At 55.1% G+C, this 25,105-nt stretch carries 29 protein-coding genes; 17 read left to right on the forward strand and 12 right to left on the reverse strand.

Annotation, left to right across the window (positions count from 1 at the left end; translation table 11 throughout):
- Nucleotides 1-9 precede the first annotated feature (9 nt).
- Nucleotides 10-876, reverse strand: coding sequence for a cation diffusion facilitator family transporter (locus FHG12_RS09760; protein ID WP_230471351.1), 867 nt, complete (start codon nt 874-876; stop codon nt 10-12).
- 266 nt (nt 877-1,142) lie between these two features.
- Here FHG12_RS09760 and FHG12_RS09765 point away from each other — a divergent pair, with 266 nt between their 5' ends.
- The 4 genes from FHG12_RS09765 to FHG12_RS09780 all read left to right on the forward strand — a co-directional run bounded on the left by FHG12_RS09765 (nt 1,143) and on the right by FHG12_RS09780 (nt 5,005).
- Nucleotides 1,143-2,495, forward strand: a complete 1,353-nt coding sequence (locus FHG12_RS09765; protein WP_139515554.1) for an APC family permease — start codon at nt 1,143-1,145, stop codon at nt 2,493-2,495.
- A gap of 194 nt (nt 2,496-2,689) precedes the next feature.
- Nucleotides 2,690-3,298: a phosphatase PAP2 family protein gene (locus tag FHG12_RS09770; RefSeq protein ID WP_230471352.1), complete on the forward strand. Its 609-nt coding sequence runs from the start codon at nt 2,690-2,692 to the stop codon at nt 3,296-3,298.
- 265 nt (nt 3,299-3,563) lie between these two features.
- Complete coding sequence (locus FHG12_RS09775; protein ID WP_139515556.1) at nt 3,564-4,268, forward strand: phosphatase PAP2 family protein; 705 nt, start codon at nt 3,564-3,566, stop codon at nt 4,266-4,268.
- Nucleotides 4,269-4,423: 155 nt separating this feature from the next.
- Nucleotides 4,424-5,005: a phosphatase PAP2 family protein gene (locus FHG12_RS09780; protein ID WP_165699360.1), complete on the forward strand. Its 582-nt coding sequence runs from the start codon at nt 4,424-4,426 to the stop codon at nt 5,003-5,005.
- 91 nt (nt 5,006-5,096) lie between these two features.
- Here FHG12_RS09780 and hemB read toward each other — a convergent pair whose 3' ends face one another.
- The 3 genes from hemB to rocD all read right to left on the reverse strand — a co-directional run bounded on the left by hemB (nt 5,097) and on the right by rocD (nt 8,071).
- Nucleotides 5,097-6,089: a porphobilinogen synthase gene (gene hemB / locus FHG12_RS09785; protein WP_139515558.1), complete on the reverse strand. Its 993-nt coding sequence runs from the start codon at nt 6,087-6,089 to the stop codon at nt 5,097-5,099.
- A gap of 111 nt (nt 6,090-6,200) precedes the next feature.
- Complete coding sequence (locus FHG12_RS09790; protein ID WP_139515559.1) at nt 6,201-6,863, reverse strand: hypothetical protein; 663 nt, start codon at nt 6,861-6,863, stop codon at nt 6,201-6,203.
- On the reverse strand, nt 6,827-8,071 hold the full coding sequence (gene rocD, locus FHG12_RS09795) for an ornithine--oxo-acid transaminase (RefSeq protein WP_139515560.1): 1,245 nt from the start codon (nt 8,069-8,071) through the stop codon (nt 6,827-6,829). The genes FHG12_RS09790 and rocD overlap by 37 nt, the downstream gene beginning before the upstream one ends.
- Before the next feature lie 224 nt (nt 8,072-8,295).
- On the opposite strand from rocD, the gene FHG12_RS09800 reads away from it, so the two are divergent.
- From FHG12_RS09800 to FHG12_RS09840, 9 genes are all read left to right on the forward strand, one after another.
- Nucleotides 8,296-8,676: a RidA family protein gene (locus tag FHG12_RS09800; RefSeq protein WP_139515561.1), complete on the forward strand. Its 381-nt coding sequence runs from the start codon at nt 8,296-8,298 to the stop codon at nt 8,674-8,676.
- A 70-nt stretch (nt 8,677-8,746) separates the two neighbouring features.
- Nucleotides 8,747-8,869 carry a DUF5522 domain-containing protein gene (locus FHG12_RS09805; RefSeq protein WP_317129716.1) on the forward strand — a complete coding sequence of 41 codons (123 nt, stop codon included), beginning with the start codon at nt 8,747-8,749 and terminating at the stop codon, nt 8,867-8,869.
- Nucleotides 8,870-8,966: 97 nt separating this feature from the next.
- The gene (gene rpmB, locus FHG12_RS09810) at nt 8,967-9,206 is read left to right on the forward strand and encodes a 50S ribosomal protein L28 (protein WP_045689230.1); all 240 of its coding nucleotides are present in this window, start codon (nt 8,967-8,969) and stop codon (nt 9,204-9,206) included.
- A 462-nt stretch (nt 9,207-9,668) separates the two neighbouring features.
- On the forward strand, nt 9,669-9,851 hold the full coding sequence (rpmG, locus tag FHG12_RS09815; RefSeq protein ID WP_059068866.1) for a 50S ribosomal protein L33: 183 nt from the start codon (nt 9,669-9,671) through the stop codon (nt 9,849-9,851).
- A 7-nt stretch (nt 9,852-9,858) separates the two neighbouring features.
- Nucleotides 9,859-10,020, forward strand: a complete 162-nt coding sequence (locus tag FHG12_RS09820) for a DUF4295 domain-containing protein (protein WP_139515563.1) — start codon at nt 9,859-9,861, stop codon at nt 10,018-10,020.
- A gap of 190 nt (nt 10,021-10,210) precedes the next feature.
- Nucleotides 10,211-11,185, forward strand: coding sequence for a signal recognition particle-docking protein FtsY (ftsY, locus tag FHG12_RS09825; protein WP_139515564.1), 975 nt, complete (start codon nt 10,211-10,213; stop codon nt 11,183-11,185).
- A gap of 98 nt (nt 11,186-11,283) precedes the next feature.
- Complete coding sequence (gene rimO, locus FHG12_RS09830; RefSeq protein ID WP_139515565.1) at nt 11,284-12,600, forward strand: 30S ribosomal protein S12 methylthiotransferase RimO; 1,317 nt, start codon at nt 11,284-11,286, stop codon at nt 12,598-12,600.
- Nucleotides 12,601-12,864: 264 nt separating this feature from the next.
- Nucleotides 12,865-14,457, forward strand: coding sequence for a bacillithiol biosynthesis cysteine-adding enzyme BshC (gene bshC / locus FHG12_RS09835; protein WP_139515566.1), 1,593 nt, complete (start codon nt 12,865-12,867; stop codon nt 14,455-14,457).
- Between the two features lie 25 nt (nt 14,458-14,482).
- Entirely contained in the window at nt 14,483-15,061 is a 579-nt protein-coding gene (locus FHG12_RS09840) for a 5-formyltetrahydrofolate cyclo-ligase (protein ID WP_139515567.1), read from the forward strand.
- Nucleotides 15,062-15,128: 67 nt separating this feature from the next.
- Here the strand turns inward: FHG12_RS09840 and FHG12_RS09845 are convergent, their stop codons facing one another.
- The 4 genes from FHG12_RS09845 to mnmD form a co-directional block, all read right to left on the reverse strand.
- A complete protein-coding gene (locus FHG12_RS09845) occupies nt 15,129-15,662 on the reverse strand; it encodes a GDYXXLXY domain-containing protein (RefSeq protein ID WP_139515568.1) in 534 nt (177 codons plus the stop codon).
- A 15-nt stretch (nt 15,663-15,677) separates the two neighbouring features.
- Entirely contained in the window at nt 15,678-16,892 is a 1,215-nt protein-coding gene (locus FHG12_RS09850; RefSeq protein ID WP_139515569.1) for a DUF2157 domain-containing protein, read from the reverse strand.
- 81 nt (nt 16,893-16,973) lie between these two features.
- The gene (locus FHG12_RS09855; protein WP_139515570.1) at nt 16,974-17,843 is read right to left on the reverse strand and encodes a sulfurtransferase; all 870 of its coding nucleotides are present in this window, start codon (nt 17,841-17,843) and stop codon (nt 16,974-16,976) included.
- A 34-nt stretch (nt 17,844-17,877) separates the two neighbouring features.
- Complete coding sequence (mnmD, locus tag FHG12_RS09860; RefSeq protein ID WP_139515571.1) at nt 17,878-18,567, reverse strand: tRNA (5-methylaminomethyl-2-thiouridine)(34)-methyltransferase MnmD; 690 nt, start codon at nt 18,565-18,567, stop codon at nt 17,878-17,880.
- A 93-nt stretch (nt 18,568-18,660) separates the two neighbouring features.
- On the opposite strand from mnmD, the gene FHG12_RS09865 reads away from it, so the two are divergent.
- From FHG12_RS09865 to rlmN, 3 genes are all read left to right on the forward strand, one after another.
- On the forward strand, nt 18,661-19,095 hold the full coding sequence (locus FHG12_RS09865; protein ID WP_139515572.1) for an acyl-CoA thioesterase: 435 nt from the start codon (nt 18,661-18,663) through the stop codon (nt 19,093-19,095).
- 54 nt (nt 19,096-19,149) lie between these two features.
- On the forward strand, nt 19,150-19,749 hold the full coding sequence (locus tag FHG12_RS09870) for a hypothetical protein (RefSeq protein WP_139515573.1): 600 nt from the start codon (nt 19,150-19,152) through the stop codon (nt 19,747-19,749).
- Nucleotides 19,750-19,926: 177 nt separating this feature from the next.
- A complete protein-coding gene (gene rlmN, locus FHG12_RS09875; protein ID WP_139515574.1) occupies nt 19,927-20,994 on the forward strand; it encodes a 23S rRNA (adenine(2503)-C(2))-methyltransferase RlmN in 1,068 nt (355 codons plus the stop codon).
- A gap of 96 nt (nt 20,995-21,090) precedes the next feature.
- Here the strand turns inward: rlmN and FHG12_RS09880 are convergent, their stop codons facing one another.
- From FHG12_RS09880 to FHG12_RS09890, 3 genes are all read right to left on the reverse strand, one after another.
- On the reverse strand, nt 21,091-21,276 hold the full coding sequence (locus FHG12_RS09880) for a hypothetical protein (protein ID WP_139515575.1): 186 nt from the start codon (nt 21,274-21,276) through the stop codon (nt 21,091-21,093).
- Entirely contained in the window at nt 21,233-22,243 is a 1,011-nt protein-coding gene (locus FHG12_RS09885) for a hypothetical protein (RefSeq protein WP_139515576.1), read from the reverse strand. Before FHG12_RS09885 ends, FHG12_RS09880 begins: the two co-directional genes overlap by 44 nt.
- Before the next feature lie 105 nt (nt 22,244-22,348).
- A complete protein-coding gene (locus FHG12_RS09890; RefSeq protein ID WP_139515577.1) occupies nt 22,349-23,317 on the reverse strand; it encodes a YihY/virulence factor BrkB family protein in 969 nt (322 codons plus the stop codon).
- Between the two features lie 185 nt (nt 23,318-23,502).
- Here FHG12_RS09890 and FHG12_RS09895 point away from each other — a divergent pair, with 185 nt between their 5' ends.
- Nucleotides 23,503-24,324 (forward strand): hypothetical protein, encoded by an 822-nt coding sequence (locus tag FHG12_RS09895; protein WP_139515578.1) that lies wholly within the window; start codon nt 23,503-23,505, stop codon nt 24,322-24,324.
- Between the two features lie 33 nt (nt 24,325-24,357).
- Here the strand turns inward: FHG12_RS09895 and FHG12_RS09900 are convergent, their stop codons facing one another.
- Nucleotides 24,358-25,080: a DUF3891 family protein gene (locus tag FHG12_RS09900; RefSeq protein WP_230471353.1), complete on the reverse strand. Its 723-nt coding sequence runs from the start codon at nt 25,078-25,080 to the stop codon at nt 24,358-24,360.
- Between the last annotated feature and the right edge of the window lie 25 nt (nt 25,081-25,105).

Below are 25,105 nucleotides of genomic sequence, written 5' to 3' on the forward strand. Positions count from 1 at the left end.
GCCCAACAACTACCCCACGGTTGTAGCTCCGGCGCGCTCCTTTTGTGATAAGGCCTTGGCCTCTATGAAGATACGTTTAAACTCGGGGTAACGGGCCCGGATGGCATCCTGTAAGTCGTCGACGGCTTTTTCCACCTCCTGCGCCGAAAGGTTGCGGCGGAACTGCACATCGAGGGCGAGCACGACGTCTTTCGGGCCCAAATAGGAAGTAAGCGGGGGGCGAACTTGCTCTACAGCGGGCTGCGCATGCGCAATCGCCTGCAGGGCCTTGAGCGTTTCTTCGTCCACACCTTCCCCAATCAACAAGGCTTTTGTCTTGTAAATCAGAAAGATAGCTACTGCTACCAACAATACGCCGATGCAGATGGAAGCGCCACCGTCGAAGTAAGGGTTGTTGAGCAAGTGCCCAAAAAACACGCCGGCCAGCGCAATGACCAAGCCCAGGAGAGCGGCCAGATCTTCCATCAGGATGGCAAATACCGAAGGGTCTTTGCTGCGGCCCAAGGTTTCCCAGAAGCCCGCGTCGCCGCGGTCTTGATTGAAGGCCTTGAACGCCAGAAAACACGAAATGCCTTCAAACACCATTGACAGGCCCAGTACTACGTAATTCCAGGTGGGATCGGTGATGGGAGCGGGGTGACGTAAGTGTTCGATGCCTTCGTAAAAGGACATGCCGCCGCCCACCGAAAACACCAGGATGGCCACTATCAACGACCAGAAATACAACTCTTTGCTGCGGCCGAAGGGGTGGCGCGTGTCGGCGGGTTTTTCGCTTTGGTTGACACCCAACAGGATCAGCAAGCCGTTTCCGCTGTCGACCAACGAGTGAATGCCTTCGGAAAGCATTGCCGAACTGCCCGTAATGAACGCTGCCACAAATTTGGAAATTGCGATTGCCACATTGGCTCCGATGGCCCCGTAAATGGCAAGTTTTGATGAGTGTTCTCCAGCCATAACTTCTTTGATCCAACGTTTCCGTACGCAGCCACGCGGCCAGGGGTTGGAACTGCCGAGCTTTTGCCGTCCTTTCGCTGGGTTTCTCGATCGAACAATTGCGGGGCAGGCGCGCTTTAAGCACCTCAGCCCGACTAGGTCGGGAGTTTTGTTCTTTTGCCTTTCTGCTGCGTTACCTTTCATCGCCTATGACCGACCTCAACGCCTCGTCACCCCCAACCTTACGCCGCAACCTGGGCCTGGTGCAGGCCACGGCCCTCAACATGATCGATATGGTGGGCATTGGGCCCTTCGTGACCCTGCCGTTGGTGATGGGATTTATGGGACCTTATTTTCTGCTGGCGTGGCTGGTAGGCGCCGGCCTTTCCATCGTCGACGGCCTGATCTGGTCGGAGTTGGGGGCGGCATATCCCGAAGCCGGTGGCAGCTACCGCTTTCTGAAGCTGGCCTACGGTGAGCATAAATGGGGCCGGCTGATGTCGTTTCTGTATGTGTGGCAAACGCTGGTGCAGGCACCGCTGGTGGTGGCCTCCGGGGCCATTGGCTTTGCCCAATACTTCGGCTACCTCGTGCCGCTTACCCAATGGTGGCAGCCCAAGCTGGTTTCGGGGGGGGTGGTGCTGTCGCTGATTGCGCTGCTCTACCGCCGCATCGAGGCCATCGGGCGCCTTGGGGTGATGCTGTGGCTGGGGGTGCTGGGCCTGATGGGCTGGCTGATCGTGGGCGGCGTCACCTATGCAACGCATCCGGTGGCGTGGCTGCCGGCGGGCGGCTTTTCGGCGCTACCCGGCGTGTTGCTCTCCGCTGCGATGGGGCAAGCGGCAGTCAAAACCATCTACAGTTATCTGGGCTACTACAATGTGTGTCACTTGGGTGCAGAAGTGCGTGATCCTCAGAGACTTATTCCGCGCAGTATTTTGCTGAGCATCCTGGGGATAATGACCTTGTATCTGTTGCTCAATTGGAGCGTGGGCAGCGTTATTCCGTGGCAGGAAGCCATGCACTCAAAGTTTATCGTCAGCACGTTTGTAGAGCGGCTTTATGGCGCTACCGCGGCCAAAGTGGCCACCGGCTTAGTACTGTGGGTGGCATTTGCCTCCTTGTTTGCGGTGTTGCTGGGATATTCGCGCATCCCGTATGCCGCGGCCGCCGACGGCGAGTTTCTGCCGATTTTTGCTAAAGTGCACCCCACCAAGCAGTTTCCGCACGTGTCGTTGCTGATTTTGGGCGGCATTGGCTTTGTCTTCAGCCTGCTGTTCAAGCTCTCGGAAGTGATCAGCGCCATCTTGGCTATGCGCATCTTAGTCCAGTTTGTGGGCCAAGCAGTTGGGCTGCTGTTGCTACGCCGCCGACTAGGAGCGGCCCAATTACCCTTCCGAATGCCGCTCTACCCGGCGCCGGTGCTCATTGCCATTACCGTCTGGCTGCTGATTTTCTGGAGCACGGGATTGCAATTTATGGCATCGGGGCTCGTGGTGATTGCCTTCGGGGTGCTGGCTTTTCTTTTGTGGAGCCGTAGCCGGCGCCAGTGGCCGTTTTAGGGCTCTTGGTATTAATAATTATAAAATTCCAAGTGTTATTTTGTTCTTTTGCCAGACTATGCCGTGGTTTTACCCTGTACCGCGCACCTGCAATTGTAACGTGAATGATTAACGCTTTTGATCGCGAGATCTTACTCTTTCTTAACCGCTTTGTAGAACCCCTCGGAGAATTTAACAAAACCCTAGACTTTATCATGTATTGCAAACCTCTGAAGGGCGGGGTGCTGATGGTGTTGGTCTGGTGGTTGTGGTTTCGCCGGAATGAAGTGAGCAAGGTGCGGGTGCGCCAGGTATTGCTGGCCACGTTGGTGGGCAGCCTGCTGGCCATGTTCTCTACGCGCGTACTTGTCAACGTAATGCCCGAGCGCCAGCGGCCTATCTACAATACGGAGTTGAATATGAAAATTCATCCGTCTTTGTATAATCCTGGCTTTAAAGATGTTACCTCTTTCCCCAGCGATCATGCCACCCTTTTTCTGGCCTTGAGCACTGGGTTTTTCTTCTTATCGCGACGGCTGGGGTTTGCCGTGCTCGCTTACGTACTGATTGTAATTTGCCTGCCGCGCATGTATTTCGGGCTGCACTATCCCAGCGATATTGTAGTGGGCGGGCTCATTGGGGCCTCTGCCGTTACGATTGCAAATCTGGCGTGGGTGCGGCGCCACCTTTTTCAGCCCTTGTTGCAGTGGAGCGAGCCCCGCCCCGAGTTTCTCTACTCAGTCTTATTCCTTCTGACTTACCAGGTTACGGATATGTTCGAAAGTACTCGCTCTATCCTGAGCTTCTTGTTTCATCGGCACTGAGCACATCCTGCTGCCCGGCCCTCCTTTTAGCAGCCGATTTTCGCCATTTAAATGGACGAAGATCGGCTGTTTTGCATTGAGCGTCAAGGTTATAGAACTCTGATCAAGAAGTAGTTAGTTTGGAGCGCTGCACATTAGTTTTATGCAAAAGGATAGAGACTTCCGTAATCATATCGAGTATTAAATTAATGTTAATTGCTTGTGTAAAAATGTGAATATAATTGTATAGATTTGGTCTTTTACAATACAACATGCGCTTATCTCCATGGTTAATGCCTTTGACCGCGAAATCATTCTGGGGGTGAACCGGCTGGTAAATCAGTCGAAGCACCTTGATGAATTTATAAATTTCCTTAGCTACTCCGATTTGGTCAAGGGCGGTGTGCTTATGGCCTTGGTGTGGTGGGTGTGGTTCCAGTGCAAAGACGCTGCTGCGGGCTGCGCGCCTGCGCAGCGCGTACTATTAGCTACCTTGACGGGATGCCTGCTGGGTATGGCCGTCACGCGTACCATCACACACGTAGCGCCTTACCGCGACCGGCCCTTGCACGTGGCCGAACTCCACCTGAAAACGGTACGCGGTGAGATTCCTGCCGATTCCAACGACACCAATTCCTTTCCCAGCGACCATGCCACGCTGTTTTGGGCGCTGGCAACGGGTTTTTTCTTTATTTCCCGTCGCTTGGGCTGGGCAGTCGCGGCGTATGTGCTACTGTTCATTAGCTTCCCTCGCCTGTACCTAGGCGTGCACTTTCCCTCTGATTTGCTGGTGGGCGGCCTAATTGGGGTGGTGGCTGTGTGGATCACCAACCGTCCTTGGCTGCACGAACACGTATTTGCGCGCGTGCTGGTATGGGGCGAGCGTTACCCGAGCCCGTTTTACATGGGTTTGTTCCTGTTTACCTACCAAGTGGGGGCCATGTTTAACGACGTGCGCGTGCTGCTACATGCTGTGTTCGGTACCCATTAGTTTTTCTTTTACGATCCGCGACGCACTTGCCTATGCTACCACTTTTTACGTTTGATAGAGTTATTCTGGAATCGGTTAACACATTGGTTCACAAATCATTAAAGTTTGATTCTTTTGTAGCCTTTCTGAGCGGCAGTCATCTGCTGAAGGGAGGCGTGCTAGCTTTCTTTATGTGGTGGCTATGGTTTCGGCCTCAGCCGGATGTTGCCCGCACCCGCAACGTGATCGTGGCGCTGCTGGTCGGCTGTCTGCTGTCGATGGCCGTTACCAAGGTGTTGATTCGGGTGTTTCCGGGCCGCCCGCGCCCCATGGACAACACCGAGATGCATCTGGTCACCCCCTACACCGTCGACAGAAAAACCACTTCTAACGACGCCAGTTCCTTCCCAAGCGACCACGCGACCATGTTTTTTGCGCTGGTAGCAGGTTTCTGGGCGATTTCGCGGCGCTACGGGCTGCTGGCGCTGCTCTATGTGCTGGTAGTGGTGTGCTTGCCGCGCCTGTTTATGTCACTGCATTATCCTTCCGATATGTTGGCGGGCGGTATAGTAGGTATCGGAGTGACCAGCCTGGTAGTTTGGCTGACCCTGCACAAGCACCTGCTCGACCCGCTCCTGCGCTGGGGACAACGTTATCCGGGGCCGTTTTACGCCGGCATTTTCCTGCTTACCTACCAGCTCGGCGAAACATTCGATGGAATAAAAAGTATTCTGTCATACGTTCTTCACGGAAATTAAAAATAGGTAATTACTTGATAATTAGATTGCTACAAAAAGCCCCACCTGCTACAGCAACTGTAGCAGGTGGGGCTTTTTTGTAAACTGTTTCTTAGCCGCGCCGCAATACCTGTGCGGCTTCCTTCGCGAAATAGGTTAAGATGGCGTCGGCGCCGGCGCGCTTGATGCTCATGAGCACCTCCATCATTGTGCGTTCGCCATCAACCCAACCGTTGAGAGCGGCTGCTTTCACCATTGCATACTCCCCCGATACGTTGTAGGCCGTCACGGGTAAGGTGGTGTTATCGCGCACTTCCCGAATGATATCCAAATAGCTTAGGGCAGGCTTAATCATCACCATATCAGCACCTTCTGCCTCGTCGAGGCGTAGCTCACGCAGGGCTTCGCGGCGGTTGGCGGGGTTCATCTGGTAGGTTTTCTTGTCGCCTTTCTTGGGGGCCGAGCCCAGCGCATCGCGGAAAGGACCATAGAATGCCGAGGCGTATTTGGCCGTGTAACTCATGATGCTCACATGCGAAAACGCGTTGCGGTCGAGCACATCACGAATCCAGGCGACGCGGCCGTCCATCATGTCGGATGGCGCAATTACGTCGGCGCCGGCGCGGGCCTGCGCCAGGGCCATTTGGCCCAGCACTTCCAGCGACGCATCGTTCAGAATTTCACCGCTTTCTGCATCCACTACGCCGTCGTGGCCGTCGGAACTATAGGGATCCATGGCCACATCAGTCATGAGCACCACTTCCGGAAAGTGACGCTTGATCTCCGAGACCGTGCGCAAATACAAGCCGTCGGGGTTGGCGCTTTCGCGGGCCAGCCGGTCTTTTAATTCGTCGTTGATCTGGGGAAATGGTGCAAAAGACTTGACCCCCAGCTCTACGCAGGCTCCCACTTCGTCAATGATGCGGTCGAGCGAGTAGCGGAAAATGCCCGGCATCGACTTCACTTCTACCAGTTGATTCTGGCCTTCGGTGACAAAAATGGGGTAAATAAAATCGTGCACGGTGAGGTTCGTTTCCTGCACCATGTTGCGAATAACTTCAGACTTACGATTGCGCCGGGGGCGATGGGTTGGAATAATGGACATCAGCTATCTCAAAAATGGACCGGAAAGAACAACGGAGGCAAAGATAAAGTTGCGGCCGTGCCAAGGTTGAATTCCGACCAGCAAGCCGCCGGAATCACGGAGTCAGTGAGGTTAGAGGTTGAAAATTTCCTGAAATATTTCCTGCCACGCGTGCGATCCGCCAAACGCAAGACCCAGAAAGTAATACCCCAGCCCCACAATCAGCACCCCCACAACCAAACCTGCCCAGCCTCCGAGCAACAACCCGAGTACAATTCCGGCCGCCGTCAGTCCTAAGCCTAGCAGCAGGTGAAGCTTCTCATGTTTGGCAGCGCTAGCAGCACTGTGGTGCCCTGTGGCCGCGGAGTATTTGCGGGGAAGACTAGGAGCGGTGATGAAAGTAAGCGCGAATCTTTTTTGCGAAACGCGAGTTGGCAAATTTCTGATTATTAATGTTTTATGTCCTGATCTGGCTACATTGTTTCTGGTAGTAAGGTGCGACTTAGCGTCTGCCGCCGCCTCTGGCAAGGCCGGCGGCAGACGTTTTAGAGCTATCGGTACGTGGGCCACCGCGCCCGCTTGCGGAAGCGGCTGCCGGAAAAAGAAGGCTGATTTTTCGCTTCGGCAGCCAGTCAGCAGTAGCACCAGTAGTGTTCCGCATAAGCGCCAGTGTAGCAAGCTCATAGACTGAAATTCAAAAAAGAAGCGGACCGCCCAATCTTGGGGAATCCGCTTCTTATAAAGCTTAAAAAGAGAGGTTAGAACTCCAAGATGATTTGCTCGATAATGTCGCACGCATCGTGCAATTGCTCTTCGGTGATGACCAGCGGCGGGGCAAACCGAATGATGTCGCCGTGGGTGGGCTTGGCCAGTACCCCGCGTTCCATCAGGGTCACGCATACGTCCCAAGCCGTCCGCCCATCATCCGAAGGCCTGATAACCACGGCGTTGAGCAAGCCTTTGCCGCGTACTAGGTCTACGGTTTTGGGACATTTTTCCTGCACCCGGCGCATTCGTTCGCGGAATACCTCGCCGAGGATACGGGCATTTTCGGCCAAATGCTCTTCCTGCAACACATCGAGCGCAGCGCGCATTACGGCGCAAGCCAGCGGGTTGCCGCCGAAAGTAGAGCCGTGCTGACCGGGCTGAATGGTCAGCATCACTTCGTCGCGGGCTAGCACTGCCGACACCGGCATCACGCCACCCGACAGCGCTTTGCCCAATACCAAAATATCGGCGTGAACGCCCTCGTAACAAGACGCCAGTAGCTGCCCCGTCCGCCCAAGGCCCGTCTGGATTTCATCGACGATGAGCAATACTTTATGCGCCTTGCAAAGTGCCTGCGCTTTAGCTAGATACCCTTCCGAAGGCACCACCACGCCTGCTTCCCCCTGAATGGGCTCGACCAAGAAGGCACAGATGTGCGGGTCGAGCAAGGCTTCTTCCAATGCTTTTAAATCGTCGTAAGGAACTACTTGGTAACCAGGTGAATAGGGCCCGAAGCCGCCGGTGCTGTCGGGGTCGGTGCTGAACGAAATGATACCCGTGGTCCGGCCGTGAAAATTGTGCTCGGCGACCACAATGCGCGCTTGGTTTGGCGCAATACCTTTCTCCTGGTATCCCCATTTGCGGGCCAGCTTAAGCGCCGTTTCGACCGCTTCGGCCCCGGAGTTCATCAGCAGAGCTTTGTCGTAATTGAATAACTCACACAAATATTTTTCGGCCTCGCCCAGTTGGTCATTGAAGAAAGCCCGTGAAGTAAGCGTGAGTCGCTGCGCCTGCTCAGTCATGGCAGCGATTATGCGCGGATGGCAATGGCCCTGATTAACAGCCGAATAGGCCGAGAGAAAATCAAAATAATGCTTGCCTTCCACGTCCCATACGTGTACACCCTCGCCGCGGCTTAGCACCACCGGCAATGGGTGGTAATTGTGAGCGCCATAGCGCTCTTCTAGTGCCATCAGTTCTTGGCTGCGGCGGGCGGTGGCAGAGGTAGCTTCCATATGCGGCGGGTGGATTAAGGGGAAAAGACGGAGGGTACGGCCAGATTCAAAACTACGTAAAAAGGCTGGGAAGCAGTTACAAACACACGCTACGAATGAGCGCGCCGAGTACGGAAAATCTTACGAAATAAGTTTTGAATAATTGATTGATTATTAATGCTTTATATTTTTAAGTTTCAGCAGTTTCGTTAGTGCGAGAGGGAAAGAACCTATCTTCGCCGCCAATGGAAACCTTGCACCACGAACAAGCACCTAAGGCCGTTGGGCCTTATGCTCAGGCTATTGTCGCCGGCAATCTGGTCTTTTGCTCCGGCCAAACCCCGCTGAATCCGGCAACAATGCAGATTGAAGCCACCACAATCGAAGACCAGACTAGGCAAGTGTTGCATAACCTCGGTATTGTATTGTCTATCAAAGGTTTATCGCTGCAGAATGTAGTGAAGACTACGGTTTTCCTGAAAAATTTCGCCGATTTCGCCCGGATGAATGCGGTGTATGCTGACGTGTTTGGCACTCATCGCCCTGCCCGGACTACCGTGGAAGTATCGCGGTTGCCACTCGATGCCTTGGTGGAGATTGAATGTATTGCCGCGTTGCAGGGTTGAGGGCAACATGAGTGTTGATACTCCCCAAACACTCCGTCCCGGCGATTATTACTTTACCCCCGAAGGCCTAATGGTGTTCACTGAGCAATACCATCGGCGGCGTGGCTCGTGCTGCAAAAATGCCTGCCGCCATTGCCCGTGGGGTTTCGGTAGTAAGAAGAAAACTGCATCACAAGGCTTGAAAACAAGCTAATGCGCTATTTTTCAAGCGCCCGGTTTGTTACTACCGAACTTATACCGATATTTGCGTCCCTTTTTCTAGCACTGAAACCCATAAGTCCCTCGATATCATGGCACGAGTTTGTGATCTGACCGGCAAGCGTACCCGCGTAGGCAACAACGTTTCGCACGCCAACAACAAAACCAAGCGTAAATTCTACCCCAACTTGCAGAAGAAGCGCTTCTACATTCCGGAGGAAGATGCTTGGGTAACGCTGAAAGTGGCTGCCTCCACGATCCGCACTATCAATAAGAACGGCATCATGTCGGTGCTGAAGAAAGCCAAAGAGCAAGGCTTCATCGTTTACTAGAGCAACCTGAGTTCAGGTATCTCCTGCAAGTTCAGGAATGAGCGATCGGTAAACGGTTGGGCTTGGCTTGTTGCTCGCTATTTTGCCTATGCTATAGCTCAGGTACACTAGTTGGCATCTTGATTCGATGCTTTTGTTCAGCATCTGTTTGCAGGTTTTCCGAGTTCTGATTTGAATAGCAGAGAGCGCGCCCCAGTATCGCAAGAAGGGGGCGCGCTCTCTGCGTTTTTTGTTGCGTAGAGGTCAGTTACTGCTTGAAGGGTTGTTGTTGGCTCCGAAATGTCTGTCAGCCTCGGTAATCACTCGGTTGTCAATACGGTAACTTATTAACCAGCACTGCTCTAAATTGAGGAAGCAGGCAGAATGCCAAGCAACGTTTACAACACTTTCTGCAACTGAGTGTTTGGCATTTTCGAAAACCCTCGTACCTTTGCAGTCCTTAATCCAAAAACCCAAGTCGAGATGGCTAAGAAAGGAAACCGGGTGCAGGTAATCCTCGAGTGCACTGAGCACAAGAACTCGGGTCAGCCGGGCACCTCGCGCTACATTACCACCAAGAATCGCAAAAATACTCCTGAGCGCATTGAGTTGAAAAAATACAACTCTGTTCTCAAGAAAATGACCGTCCACAAGGAAATCAAGTAATTGAGAGATGGCTAAGAAAGTAGTAGCAACCCTGAAAACAACAGGCGGTAAAGACTGGGCTAAGGTCATCCGCGCTGTCAAGTCTGAAAAAACCGGTGCTTATACCTTCCGTGAGGAAATGGTGCCAGTTGACAAAGTGCAAGATTACTTGGCTACCGGCGTCAAGTAATTTCGGCCTTTCGTGGCAACCCAAACGAAGTGAAGAAGTCCCGCCAGCGTGGGACTTTTTTGCGTTGATAGGGCAAGCTTACCGTCCGTCGTTGAACAAGAACTGCTTAGGCTTCTGAATCTGGTTGGCTTCAACGATTACCGTTCAATGGCGGGTGGGAATAAGCCCCACCCCTATATCCTTACCCACCATGGGACTTTTCGATTTCTTCAAGAAGGACAAAGAGAGCAAAGAGCAGCAGGAGTCGTTGGACAAGGGTCTGGAAAAGACCAAAACCAGCTTTTTCGATCAACTCAGCAAAGCGGTAGTCGGTAAGTCAAAGGTCGACGAAGAAGTACTCGACGACTTGGAAAGTCTGCTTGTGCATGCCGATGTGGGCATTGACACGACCGTAAAAGTCATCGACCGCATTGAGAAGCGTGTAGCCCGCGACAAATACGTGGGCACCGGTGATCTTGACCGCATTCTGCGCGAGGAAATTGCGGCGCTTCTGGAAGAAAATAATACGGGCAGCGCCATTCTCGACCGTCCCGACAACGGCGAGTACACCGGACCCTTTGTGGTGATGGTAGTGGGCGTAAACGGGGTTGGCAAAACGACAACCATCGGCAAGTTGGCGCATCGCTTCCATTCGGCTGGTAAAAAAGTAGTATTGGGCGCGGCTGATACGTTCCGCGCGGCGGCCGTCGATCAACTCATTGTTTGGGGGCAGCGCGTGGGCGTGCAGGTTATTTCGCACGGCATGAACACCGACCCTGCTTCGGTAGCTTACGATGCCGTGAAACGGGGCGTGGAAATGCAAGCCGACGTAGTAATTATCGATACGGCCGGCCGCTTGCATAACAAGGTGAACCTGATGAACGAGCTGACCAAGATCAAGCGCGTGATGCAGAAGGTAATCCCGGATGCACCGCACGAAGTCCTTTTGGTGCTCGACGGCAGCACCGGCCAAAATGCGTTCCTGCAGGCCAAAGAATTTACCAAAGCCACTGAAGTGTCGGCTCTGGCCATTACTAAGCTCGACGGCACAGCCAAGGGCGGCGTGGTAATCGGCATTTCCGATCAATTTAACATTCCGGTGCGCTACATCGGGGTGGGAGAGAAGATGACCGACTTGCAGTTATTTGATCGGCATACTTACGTTAACTCGCTCTTTTCGAAGTAGATCTACGTTTTACTTCGCCTGGTAGCGTTGCTTGAACTTTACCGGCGGCGATTGCCGTTCAACGATTCGCGAGCTACAACCTCGCGGCACAATACAGTATGAAAGTCAGAAACCAGCAGGCCAACAAAGTCAACGTCATTACGCTCGGGTGCTCCAAAAACGTGGTTGACTCCGAAGTGCTGATGGGCCAGCTCAAAGCCAATAACTTCGACGTTACACACGAAGCCGAGAAGTCCGATGCAAACATCGTCATCATCAATACCTGCGGCTTCATCGACAACGCCAAGCAAGAAAGTATTGATACCATCCTGCGCTATGCCGACGAGAAGGAAGCAGGCAAGTTAAACAAGCTTTATGTAACCGGTTGTTTATCACAGCGTTATAAAGACGACTTGGAGGCAGAGATTCCGCAGGTTGATGCGTATTTCGGAACGCTTGAGTTGCCACAGCTACTCAAGACGCTCGAAGCCGACTACATGCACGAGCTGGTTGGCGAGCGCATCCTGACTACGCCAAAGCATTTCGCTTATTTCAAAATTGCCGAGGGCTGCAACCGGCCCTGCTCCTTTTGCGCCATACCGCTGATGCGCGGCAAGCACATCGACCGGCCAATTGAGGACCTTGTGAAAGAAGCCAAGCGTCTGGCATCGATGGGTACGAAAGAGTTGATTCTGATTGCGCAAGACCTGACGTATTACGGTTTGCAACACTACGGCGAGCGCAAGTTGGCCGATCTGCTCCGCAACTTGTCGGATGTGAATGGCATCGACTGGATTCGGCTGCAATATGCCTATCCGTCGCAGTTTCCATTGGAAGCCTTGGACGTGATGGCTGAGCGCTCGAATATCTGCAACTACTTGGACATGCCGTTGCAGCATATTTCGGATAACATGCTGAAAACCATGCGCCGCGGCATCACGAAGCGCCGCACGGTAGAGTTGGTTGATACCATCCGGCAACGTGTGCCCGACATTGCGTTGCGCACTACGCTCATCGCGGGACACCCCGGCGAAACGCAGCAGGATTTCGAAGACCTCTACGAATTTGTCGAGCAGACGCGCTTTGATCGCTTGGGCATTTTCACGTATTCGCACGAAGAGAATACGCATTCGTATTCGCTAGCCGACGACGTGCCCGCCGAAGTGAAGCAAGACCGCGCCGACCAGATCATGGAGTTGCAACAAGGCATTTCGCTGGAACTCAACGAGCAGAAAATCGGCAACGTGTACAAAGTGCTTTTCGACCGCAAGGAAAGCGGGTACTTCGTGGGCCGTACCGAGTTCGATTCGCCTGAAGTGGATAACGAAGTGCTGGTATCCGCCACCCCCGATACGTTCGTCCGGCTCGGCGACTTCGCTACCGTGCAGATCAACGACGCTTCCGACTTCGACTTGTACGGCAAGCTAGTGCAATAGCCCGCTTGTGTCTTACCAAATACGATTTGCGCAGCGGCGGCCCCAATGGGCCGCCGCTGCTGTTAAAAGCGTTTTATAGGCATCAACAAGTATTTGATCGTCAATTAATTAACTTATTCATCCTGTTGTGGTCGCCCTATTTAAGGATGCGCCGTAAAAACTTGTACCGAACCTGCGGGTTGTGCTGAGAACCTGCGCGTGAGCAGGCTTGGGCGCAGGTCGGCTTTTTTATGAACTTGCGCCCGCAAATCCCACAGACTCATCATGCCCCTGCATACGCTTTCTTACGCCGCCACCGGCGCGTTTTCCCCGCTGCTAACCGATTATTTGGCCCAAAAACCAGCTGTAAAGCAGTTTTATCATCGCTTTCCGGTGCTGGAAGAGTTTGGGGCTCAGATAGAAGAGAAACGGGCGGCTTACTCGCCCGAAGCCCGGCAACGGCTGGTGAAGTCGCTTCAAACGCAATACGCTCGGCTGGGCGATGTGCGCCCGGAAGTGCGCGCCAACCTGAATCTTCTGGCCAAGGACACTACCTTCACTGTCGTCACGGGGCACCAGCTTAATCTTTTTACCGGGCCCCTGTACTTTTTGTATAAGGTGGTGACTACCATTAAGTTGTGTAGGCAGTTGAAAGAAGCTTACCCGCAATATGACTTCGTGCCGGTGTATTGGATGGCAACCGAAGACCACGATTTTGCCGAGATCAACCACTTCAATCTTTTTGGAAAGCGTTACGAATGGCAGTCGGGGCAAGTAGGTGGGCCGGTAGGCCGGCTTGCGCTCGATGGCTTAGCCGATCAGGTGCTGGATCAGCTGCCCGCCGAGGTGCCTGCATCTTTTCAGGCTGCTTACCGCGAATCAGGTACGCTGGCTGAGGCCATGCAACGCCTTGTGTATGAGTTGTTTGGTGAATATGGATTAGTGAGCCTAGATGCCGACGACCCGGATTTAAAGCAGACCTTGGTGCCGGTGCTGGAGCGCGAAATCACGGAGCAGGTTTCCAACCGGGCTGTGCAAGCCGCCAGCGAGCAGCTTGCCGCCGCGGGCTACAAGCCGCAAGTGTACTCTCGGCCGCTCAACCTGTTTTTCCTAACGGACGACGGTCGCCGCGAGCGCCTTGAGTTTGATGCGGAACTGGATTGCGTACAAGTCCGGATTCGGAATACCAGCCGCTGCCATAGCCAACAAGAACTGCTGGAGCTGGCGCGCCAGCATCCCGAATATTTTAGCCCAAATGTGGTCTTAAGGCCTCTGTATCAAGAGCTTCTGCTGCCAAACCTGTGTTACGTGGGTGGTGGCGCTGAAGTAGCGTATTGGTTTCAGTTCAAAAAAGTATTCGACGAGTTTCAGGTGCCGTTTCCTATCCTGTTGCCGCGCAATTCGGCCTTATACTTGGGCAAAGCGAACGCAGGCAAACTACGCAAGTTGGGGGTGACACCAACCGAGGTTTTCAAGCCGTTGCCGGAGCTTAAGAAACAAGTAGGCGCCTTGCTGGGGCAGGAAGAAGTGAGCTTGTCAGAACAGCAAAAAGCGCTGGCCGAGACATTTAAGCAAATAACAGAGCTGGCTCAGCGCCTCGACCCGACCTTGGTAAAAACCGTCGCCGCCGAAGCCCAAAAAACAGCCGGCAGCTTGGCCGGCCTAGAAAAGCGCCTGAGCAAAGCTGCCGAATCGAAACACGAAACAGCGTATTCGCAGCTGACGGCACTGAAGGACAAGCTTTTCCCCGGCGGCGAGCTCCAGGAGCGCGTTGACAACATGCTGTCGATCCTGATTAATAACCCGCAGTTTATCAAACAGTTGCTCGAGGCTTTCGATCCGCTGGCGTTGGACTTTGTAATTGTAGAAGAAGAGTAAGCGAGCCGCCGCACCCCAGCTTCCTATGGTAAAAGCTGAACTTCGACGCCAAATGCTGGCCCGTCGCCGGGCGCTGGCTAAGTCCGAGCTGGAAGACCGCAGCAATCGGCTAAGCGAGCACTTATTCCGGGAGTTTGCAATAACCAAGTGGCGGTGGTTGCACGTATTTCTGCCGGCCGTCGGCCAACATGAGCCCGATACCTGGAAGATTATCTCTCGGATCTGGGCTGAGAAGCTACGTTTGCAAATTGCGGTACCCGTTGTGCAACCGGATGGCAAAACCCTGCGCCATTACCATCTCACCCCCACGACGCAACTGGCCGAGAGCCACTGGCATATTCCTGAGCCTCAGGGGGCTACTGAAGTGGCTCCTGCAGCCTTCGATGCAGTATTGGTGCCGCTTTTAGCCTTTGACAAAGCAGGGCATCGGGTGGGCTACGGCAAAGGCTTCTACGACCGATTTTTGCAGGAATGCCGGCCGGACGCGCTGCGAATTGGGCTGAGCTTGGAGCCGCCTGTGGAGCGCATCAGTGATGCTTGGGAAGGCGACATGCCGCTACACGCTTGCCTGACACCAGAGCAAGTGTATTGGTTTGAAGAGTAATAGAGTCGCTGGTAAAAAATCGGGTACCGAGACTAGGCATTATTATAAAAGGCAATAAACCAATTACTTACTTTATCACCTGTGCTTCGGTGATTCGGGCTTGGCCCCAGGGGGCGATGCTGATGTGCACGAGCATGGGGTGACGGGTGGCTTGCTTTTCGAGTTGCTTGCCAACGCCCTCTGGTACATAATATTTCTCTAGGCCATAGCGCAGGCGCAGGCCGCGCCGCCAGTTATCAGCCACCCAGCCGCGCAAGACTACTTGCTCGGCAGGCACGGCTGGCTCTTTCGCAACTACCCGCACGGCTTCATACGCCTCCCCGACCGGCCGCAACACAACATACACCGGCGTGCCTCGGCGGGGCCTAGTAGGTTCGCTCCAGAGGTTGAGGGGGAGTCGGCTGATGGTATAGTTCAGCACCAAATGATCGCCGTACATCAAGTCACGCGGATCGACGGGCGTGGTGCGCAAGGTAATGGTGCGGCCGTAGGCCATAGTGGCATAGCCAGCGCCAGCAACGGCCACAATGAACAGGACTTGCGCCAGAAGCGTCAGCAACAGCCAGCGTTGGCGATGAGGAAGCGGTTGCGGTTCGGGCATGAGTAAATGCTTGATTTACTGATTCTTATCTGTGGGAAATGCTTGGGCGTTGCGACGACGCAAATACCAGCTCAGCCCTAGCAACAGTACGCCCCCAATCAGGAAAAACAACGATTTATCCATAAACTCCCAGGTCAGCTTGAAGTAAGCAACCATGGTGGTCAGGATGAACAGGGCGGTTCCGAGGGTAACGCGTTCCTCGTTTTGCTCGCGGTGCGCCCGCCACAGCATCGAACCGGTATAAGCATAGAGCACCACCAAGGCCGCTACTGCCAGCGGCAACCCACCCGGTAGATAAAATCCCGGCAGTAGCAACAGCCAGTCGGTAGCACTTTCGAGCCGGCCGCGGGCGCGTTTGCCCGCCAACGAAATCAACAAGACTACCACTAAGGCCGCTAAATATGCCAGCAGCGGTGGCCGGAGCAGATTGGTATAGCTGCCCGCTTCTCCGTACAGAGCCAACCCCAGCATAAACAGAAACGCTGCCGCCAGGGGCGGACCCTGCATGGCCCGGCCCGCGGGGCGGTCAGATTGCCAGTCACCGAAGGCATAGATCAGCATGGCCGGCACGAAAAACCAGGTGATTTTGATGTGTAAGAAGTTAATTAGTAAGCCCGTCTGCCAGAGCAAGCCCGCCGCAAAAACGCCGCCTAGCAGCGAATCGGGGTGGCGCCACCAATAATACCCTAGCCCCAGGGCCGTAAGACCGGCCGTGGCGTAGCTGAAAGCCCCCAGCGCGCCAGTATTGTAGCCCTGCACGATGCCGCCGATGCACACAGTCAGCACGAACAGAAAGCGGCTACCGTACAGATACGTCAGTGCCGTGCCGGCAACGGCCCACGCCACCAGGCCCGTCACGTCGTAGCCGATGAGCTGGTACATCTGGCTGGTCAGGATAATGGCCGCGCCAAACAATAGCAGTCCCAGCCCTACCAACCCGATGCCCACTGACTGGTTGCCGCGTCGGAGGAAATATTCGCCTGTACTATAAGCCGCCAGCAACGCGCTGATTAGCAGAGTCATACGAATAAACTCCGGAAGGCCTTGCCAATTGGCAGCCACCAAGCTTAGGGCGCTCAGTCCCACCAGCAGGCTGCCCAGCAAAGGCAGCAAGCCGATGGCCTTCGCATCCGGCGGGTACAGCTTCAGCAATTGCTGCTGCTGCTCGGCGCTGATGATGCCCTGCTCCACCCATTTGGGGCTTTCGGTTTCGAGAAAATTACGACTCATAGCTTCTGCAACTTACGCAGAATGCGGCAGGGCGATGGGCCACAACGCCCGCAAGCTGGTTGGCATCGGGTGCCTGTTTCCTCATGCTTCCGTAGCCACCTGCCGGCCGCTATTCGACCATTCGCTCCAAGAGCCTACGTATAATTTGGGCACTTCGAAGCCCGCGTGCGCCATCGCCAGCAGCGTATGGCACGCCGTAACGCCTGAGCCGCAATGCACGATCACGTCGGTCGGCTGGCGGTCGGTGAGGGCTTGGTCGTATTGGGCCTTAAGCAGCGCCGGCGATAGAAAGAAACCCTCGGCATCGAGGTTGCTGCTGAACGGAATGTTTACAGTCCCCGGAATGTGCCCGGCGATCAGGTCGATGGGCTCTTGCTCACCGCGATAACGGAAGGCATCGCGCACGTCAATCACCAGTTCGCTTTCGTGCTGCACGGCGCGTTCTACATCTTGCACAGTTGCGGTTGGCAAGCTCCACGTATGCTGCGGATAAGGCGCGCCACCGGGCCGCTTAGGCGCGGTCGCGCTGGTCGGGAAACCGGATGCCAGAGCCGCGTTCAGGCCGCCATCCAGCACTTGCACGGCGCGGTGGCCCAAGGCCGAAAGCATCCACCAGAAGCGGGCCGCGGCGTTAGCGCCACTTTTGTCGTCGTACACAACCACGTGGGAAGCTGGCGTGATACCAAGCTGGCCCAGCAACTCACTGAAGGCCTGAGCAGTAGGCAGCGGGTGGCGTCCGCCATCTGCCGGGTTAGCAGTTTTGTGTGCCAGCTCCTGCTCCAGATCTACCCAAAAGGCGCCTGCCAAATGCTGTGCTTCGTACCGCGCCTGTGCGTCGGCACCCGCTCGTGCGTCGATCAGCACTAGCTCAGGGGCATCCTTGAGTTTAACCAACTCCTGCGGACGAATGATTGGGGCGAAATGCTCGGCTTCTTTTTCAGAATTGCTCATATTGTGTATTTGTAATGCATTGGTTATGTGATATTTATGAGATAGGCTCTGCCGACTTTCGGGCTCGCGTCATCTCGCGCTTGCCGGGCGGACCGGGCAGCTTTTCAATCAGCCAGCCTGCTGCTTTCAGGCTGCGCCGGAAGCTGCCTTTGGCGCAGTAGCTGGTAAGCAGTGCGCCGGGAGCCGCTGCTGCATACAGTTGCTCAAACACGGCTTCGGTCCACATATCGGGCTGTTTTTCGGGCGCAAAGGCGTCAAAATAAATAACATCATAAGAAACCGCTGGCAAAGCAAAATCCTGGAGCTCGGCGTGCAGCTTGCGTACCGTAAAATGCGGCGTGAGTGCCACGGCTTCGTTCCAGGGTGCGGCGTGCAGCTGCTCATGAAACTCTAGCAATTCCGGATTAAGCACGTACCGCTCAATGCCTAAGCTGCGGATGATAGTCGGCGGCAGCGGATATTTTTCCAGCGTGTCGTACGCAATAGGCTGGGCGGCTGTGAGGCTGCGCTGAAGTGTCAGCAGGGCATTCAGGCCCGTGCCAAAGCCGATTTCCAGCACCCGCACCGGGCCGGTTGTAGCGGCCAGCGCCGGTTCGAGCGCGGCACCTAAGTACACGTGCAATGCCTCCTGCACCGCGCCGTGCGTAGAATGATAATGCTCATCCAGCGCGGGCACGTACAGCGTACTCGACCCATCTTCCGTTACCCTAACTTCTACCTGCATTGCTCCGCTAGTTGTATTTTTTCGTTAGTACCCGTAAAGTCCATTTGCAACTGCTTTCCGAAACTACTTCCCCGGCAACCGATACCGCACGCCATGGCCCGCATAAAAGTAAATCTGCCCGCTAAGTTTTCCTTTGCCGTCCAGATTCCCATTCGCATTACCGATCTCAACTACGGCGCGCACCTCGGCAACGATGCCTTGCTGAGCATTCTGCACGAAGCCCGCGTGCAGTTTTTGCAGCATTGCGGGCTGGTCGAGTTCGACCCCGGCACACATTCCGGCTTTATCATGGCGGATGTGGCGGTCGAATACAAAGGCGAAGGTTTCCACGGCGACGTGCTCCAGATTGAGATGGCAGCTACCGACCTGCATCCGTACGGCTTTGATGTGGTGTATTGGGTGAAAAATCAACTCGACCGCGAAATCGCGCGGGCCAAAACCGGCATGCTGCGCTTCGACTACACCGTCCGAAAACTACAGCACCTCACCCCGGAGGTGCTAGCGCATCTTCAGGCGATGCATCAGTAGCTGAGAAAGTTGCGAAAGTTGGTAACGCGTACATATTCAACTACTTACATCGGCATGAAAAGTCTGCGTTGGTTGCTGTTCTGTTTGCTGGCTTCTTGCTCGGTTTCCAATCAGGAAGAAGCCGAGGAGCAGCAATCCGCGGCTACCGATACCGTGGCTTGGGCCGAACGGCCTGAGCTTCCGAAAGAGCGGGTAATCAAGAAGATAACCCGCACGCATTTTTTCTCCAATCGGATTTCGCCCGACTTGTTTCGCCTGCAACTCGTCGGCGATTCGGTGTTGTCGGGCACGTTTCATCTGTCCATCGTGTCGGCGGCTGGTACCCGACTCTGGGACGACGAATTTCCTGCGGCGGCGTTCCTCGATGATAAGCTATCGGCGGCCACCGCCGAACCGCCGACCGTGGCGCAGCGCGAGGCATATATTCTGCGCCGGATGAGCAAAGTGTTTGATAAACAGCATTTTAAAGACCCAGGTGTTCGGAAGCACGATACCTTTGAGCCTGGCCTCGACAGCAACGAAGCCGTTTGGCTGGAAGTCCAGAGTCAGCACCTGATCAGCTTCACATATTGCCAGTACGCCGAGGTGTGCAAAACCATTGCCTACATACCCCAGCGGCGCAAAGTGATGCTATTTGAAGCGTGCTGCGAATAAGACGGTAGAGGTGCTTTCTTTCCCAATCGGTTGGCAGCCAGAGCGTAGCGCAGGACGGCGGCGGGTGAACGTGAAGCGAGCCGGCGAGCGACTTACTCACTGGGCAGCCTTGCCGAAAATAGGCGTTCTGGTACTTTTCAGGAACCCAACCGCCTGCTACTTTGTATCTTTGCGGTTATGATAGCCCTGCCCGTAGTCACCAAGCGCGACATTCGCAAACTCACCCTCGACGAGCTCAAAGCCTTTATGGTAGAGCACGGCGAAAAACCCTTCCGCGCCAAACAGGTGATGGAGTGGCTGTGGAAAAATACTGCTTCGTCGTTTGAGGAGATGAACAATATCTCACTGGCTACCAGGGAGTTGCTGGCGCAGTATTTTGCCATCAACGGCGTGAAGGTGCAAAACCAGCAGCTCAGCAACGACGGCACCATCAAGTCGGCTTTCCGGTTGTTCGACGGCAACATTGTGGAAGGCGTGCTCATCCCGCACGACACCCGCATGACGGCCTGCATCTCGTCGCAGGTGGGCTGCTCGCTGACGTGTAAGTTTTGCGCTACCGGCTACATGGAACGCAAGCGCAACCTCGACGCGGCCGAGATCTACGATCAGGTGGTGCGCATCAAGGAACAGTGTGAGTCTCAGTACGGTACGCCGCTTACCAACATTGTGTACATGGGCATGGGCGAGCCGCTTCTCAACTATGCCAACGTGGTAAAAAGCGTGGAGCGCATTACCGCCCCCGATGGCCTGAACATGGCCCCGCGCCGCATAACCATTAGCACGGCCGGCATCGCCAAGATGATCAAGAAGCTGGCTGACGACGACGTGAAGGCCAACCTAGCGCTCTCGTTGCACGCGCCCAACGACACGAAGCGCAACGAGATCATGCCCATCAACGAGGCTAACTCCTTGGCGTCGCTGAAGGAAGCGTTGCAGTATTACCACAAGCTTACGGGGCGCAAAGTCACCTACGAATACATTGTGTTCGAGAACTTTAACGACACCTTGCAGGATGCCGAGGAGCTGTTCCAGATCACGAAATGGCTGCCCTGCAAAGTCAACCTGATCGAGTACAACCCCATCGAAAACGCCGATTACCGCAACACCGGCGAAGACAAGCTGCTCACTTTTATGAAGTATCTCGCCGACCGCGGCGTGCAAACCAACCTGCGTCGTTCGCGCGGCAAAGACATTGACGCAGCTTGCGGGCAGTTGGCAGTAAAAGAAAAGCCTGTAGAGGCTTGATTATCAAGTGATTGTGAAGATTGATAAAATAGAAAGCCCCGGCTACTTTTTAGTAGCCGGGGCTTTTGCTGTGCGGTAATCAGTCGCCACAACCTACTATTCGACCTTGCCAAACCGGTAAGCGACTTCCAAATAAGCCGGGTAAATTCCGCCAACTCCGGTGCCGTACACAATGCCCAAGCTGCCACTCAGGCGCGAAGCCGCTACCCGTACGCCGGCCAGTCCGCCAAAGCCGCCGTCAAAAATATACGTTTCGTTGAGCAGCGAGAGGCGACGGGCCACGCGGGTGGCACCCCCCCACCAAGATCACTGGGCTGCTCTCAATATCGCCTTCAGCGAACAGGTAGCCGACGCCCAGCGTAGCGTTGCTGTCGGCGGTGCCGTAGGTGCCCACGCCGTAGGCAATGCCGCCAGAGCCCCCAAAGCCGCTGGCAAACAAGACGCCCGCCGCGGCCTTCACCTTATCGGTAACAGAAAAGCCCACCTTGGGCGTCAGGGCAAAAACATTCAGGCCTACTCCCGGCACCACGGGTACCAGCGCCCCGATGCTGATGTTGTCGGTGATGCCGTAGTTGGCACCCAGAAAAATGATGTCGATATCCTGCACGTAGCCTTCGCCCTTGCGCAATGAGCGGGCCGTAGGGGCGAAAAAAATGCGCGTACCGTTGCCAACGGGCTCCCAACCTTTGCCGGCCTGCCCGGATGTCAGCGGCTGCATGCTCTTGATGTTGGCCTTCTGTACCGTAACCCGCCCCAGATCCTTGGTCTGAAAATCGAGTTCTGTAAGCCGCCTCGTGATTAGCATGCCGATAAAGGAAGTGCCTGTATACAGCTCCACTGAATACGTTTGGCCAAGTGAATCAGCCAAGGTAACGCCTTGATTCAAAGCTGTTTGCTTTGTATTCAGAAGTTGCTGGCGATCGGCAATGCTGGCGCGGACGGCCTGAAACTCGGCGGCGGTAAATGGCCGCTGCTTGGTGCTGCCATCGCGGAAGCTCGTCTGCAATGTGATGGTGCTATCGGGCGTGAGGCTTTGCACGAAGCGTGCTTCCCGAAAGTCGTTGGCCCCATAGTACGGAAACAGCCCGTACGTAGCCTTTTCCTTAGCATCGATGGTTTCGCCTACCACCGGGCTGACTACTAAGACTTTGACAGGGTTGCTGCTAACTGCCGGCTGCCTTTGGGCGACAGAAACCACCGACACAGAAAGAAGGCCTAGGAGCAGAGTAACTGCATACAGGAAGTGCATCTTATTGGTATATAGCTCGTTGCCATTGTGGGGTTGCCATGGCTTAACCGCTTGTTAGACCAAGGATAAAGCTATATAGAATAAGCTGTATTTACAGACTCATTTTTAGCTGCGCCACCGACCCGTGGCGCGCGGTCGGCCGGTCGAGAGCTCTTCTTTGGTTTCGCCTTCGGGTACTTCGCGGGTTTGAATGCGGACGGCGTGTGCTTTGGGCTGCACTTTCTGGCCGAAAGCGTCGGCAAACTCCTGGGTAAACTCGGCCCCGAAAAAGATGATGAGCGACGAGTAGTTGACCCAGAGCAACAGCAGAATTGCCGATCCGGCGGCTCCAAAGGCCGATCCTGGGTTGGAATATGCGATGTAGGCGGCAATCAGATACTTGCCGATGATAAACAGCACGGCCGTAATGAAAGCCCCAATGCCCACGTCGCGCCACCGGATGACGGCGTCGGGCAGGAACCGGTAGATCAGTGCAAAGAGCAGGGACGTAACGCTCAAGGACAGAATGAAATCCACCGCCCGGATCACGATCACTCCAATTTCGGGAAACCATTGTTCGAGCTTGCCCGTGAAGGCGCTGAGCACCGCGCTTACCACAAAGGAAATCAGCAGCAGCAGGGCCACGCTCAGGATGAGGCCGAAGGAGAGCAGGCGGTCTTTTACGAAGGCCCAGAGGCCGTTGCGGGGCTTTGCTTTCAGGTTCCAGATGTCGTTGATGCTTTCCTGAAGCGTGACGAAAAACGTGGTAGCCGCAAAAATCAGCGTGGCCACGCCGATAGCGCCTGCCAAGCCACCCTTCTGCTGCTTGGTGAACTGAGCGATGGAATCTTGCAGGAACTTGGCCGTATCGGAGCCAACAAACCCTTTGAGCTGCCCGTAAATGCTGCCCGTGACCGCTTCTTGCCCATAAACCGCACTGGCTGTGGTAATTACGATGAGCAGCAGCGGCGGCAGCGAAAAAACCGTGTAATACGACAGAGCCGCCGCGTGACGGAACGAGTTATTGGCCATGAATTCACCGGCCGACGACTTCAGAATGGTCCAAATATTAGAAAGCGAATAGTGCGAGGCCATAGCCGAAGGAAATCAGGTGTGGAAGTGTACTTGCCAAATAGTACGGCGAGGTTGCGGCTCACGTTCCGAATGCGTACTATCACTGAGCAATTTGCCCGGGTTAGTGTGGCGCTTGCCAGCAAGCCCCAACTGCCCACCAGGAGCCCGCCTACCTCAGTTTTCACCTCACCATTTCTCGCGTCGTCATGCCACACTTTTTATTTTCGCTCCGCCCGCTGAGTGCGGTTTGCCTGCTCGTGTTCGCCGTAGCGTGCGAGGCCCCGAAAAAGGAGAAAGCCGCAACCGCTGCTCCTGACAACAGCGCGTATCCGGCGGCCGAAGGTTTTAACAAGGCCGGTTCCGATGCCAAAGCCATTGCCATCGCCGACCGCGTGATGGAGAAAATGGGCGGCTACCCAAACTGGCAGAAAGCGCACTTTCTGGGGTGGAGCTTTTTCGGCGGGCAATACCAGATCTGGGACAAATACACCGGCGATTTTCACTGGCAAAAAGACGACCTAGTAGCCAACTACAACCTCAACAAAAAAACGGGCCACGCCTACAAAGCCGGGCAGGATATCTCGAATACCGAAGAAGGCAAACAGCTGCTGGACAAGATGTACCCCACGTGGGTCAACAATTCGTGGTGGCTCGTGATGCCCTTTAAGCTGAAGGATTCGGGTGTGACGCTCAAATACAAAGGCCCCGCCAAAACGCGGCAGGGCGCCGACGCCGACATGCTGGAAATGACCTTTCAGAACGTGGGCGTCACGCCCGACAACCGCTACGAGGTGCTCGTAAACAAATCAACCGGCCTCGTGGATGAGTGGGCGTATTTTCCGAAAGCTACTGATGCCAACCCCGCTTTTCGCCGCCGCTGGAGCGACTACAGCCGCCACGATGACATCATGCTCGCCGCCGACCGCAGCGACTCCACCAAAACTACCCGCCTCGACGACATCGCCGCCGTTCAGACCCTGCCCGCAGGCGTCATGACTAGCCCGACGCCCGTTACGAAGATTAAATAGAAAAAGGCAGCTATATAAGTAATTGACAATCAATTACTTATATAGCTGCCAACGCAACGTTTCTACCGGCGCTTCGCGTAGCGCGGCGGCAAGCTCTTCGTCGTCGCGGAATTGCAACTGCCGCAACGTGCGCGCTTCAATACTGACTTCCACCTGCTTGGCTGCAAACGGCCACGGTGTTACCTGCACCTGCGCGGGGTCGCGGGGCGCGACTACTTCGTAACGCTGGCCGTCGGGACCCTTGCTGATTTCCAGCGTGCGGCCCATATCGGGTATCTCCTGCCGACACAAAATCAGCGAGAGACGGTCGCACCATTGCATAAGGTCGTAGGCTTGTTGAGCTTCTTTCTTGTTGACTTTCAGGTTTTTACGCCATAGCTTTTGCTGGCTGAGTTGCTCATCCAGAAACGCATCGATTTCCTTTTTCTTGCCCCGCAGGCTTTCGTAGAGGAAGCTCATGTGCATGCTAGTAAGCAAGCTGCGCCACTGCCCCTGAAACCGCGCCGCCCGCATCACGCCCGTGGCCTGCTCCAACGAAAACTCCTGGAGCGTAAAATTGGCCGGCGCCCCAGCCGGCGTCAGACTGTAGTGCCCGTCCCAGCGCTGCTGTTCGTCGTCGTGTTGGGCCACGGCCGCAATCAGGCCTACCCAGCGGTCGGTGGGCCCAAAAGGGTGCCAATGCCACGCCAGCTGCGCCGCCAACAGCGCATGCGACTGCTGGTAAATAATCTGCCAGCCGTCGGCAGTGTAGTTCACAATCATCGGGGTGCGAGCGTTGGGT

This window comes from Hymenobacter jejuensis (assembly GCF_006337165.1).
Lineage (GTDB): Bacteria > Bacteroidota > Bacteroidia > Cytophagales > Hymenobacteraceae > Hymenobacter > Hymenobacter jejuensis.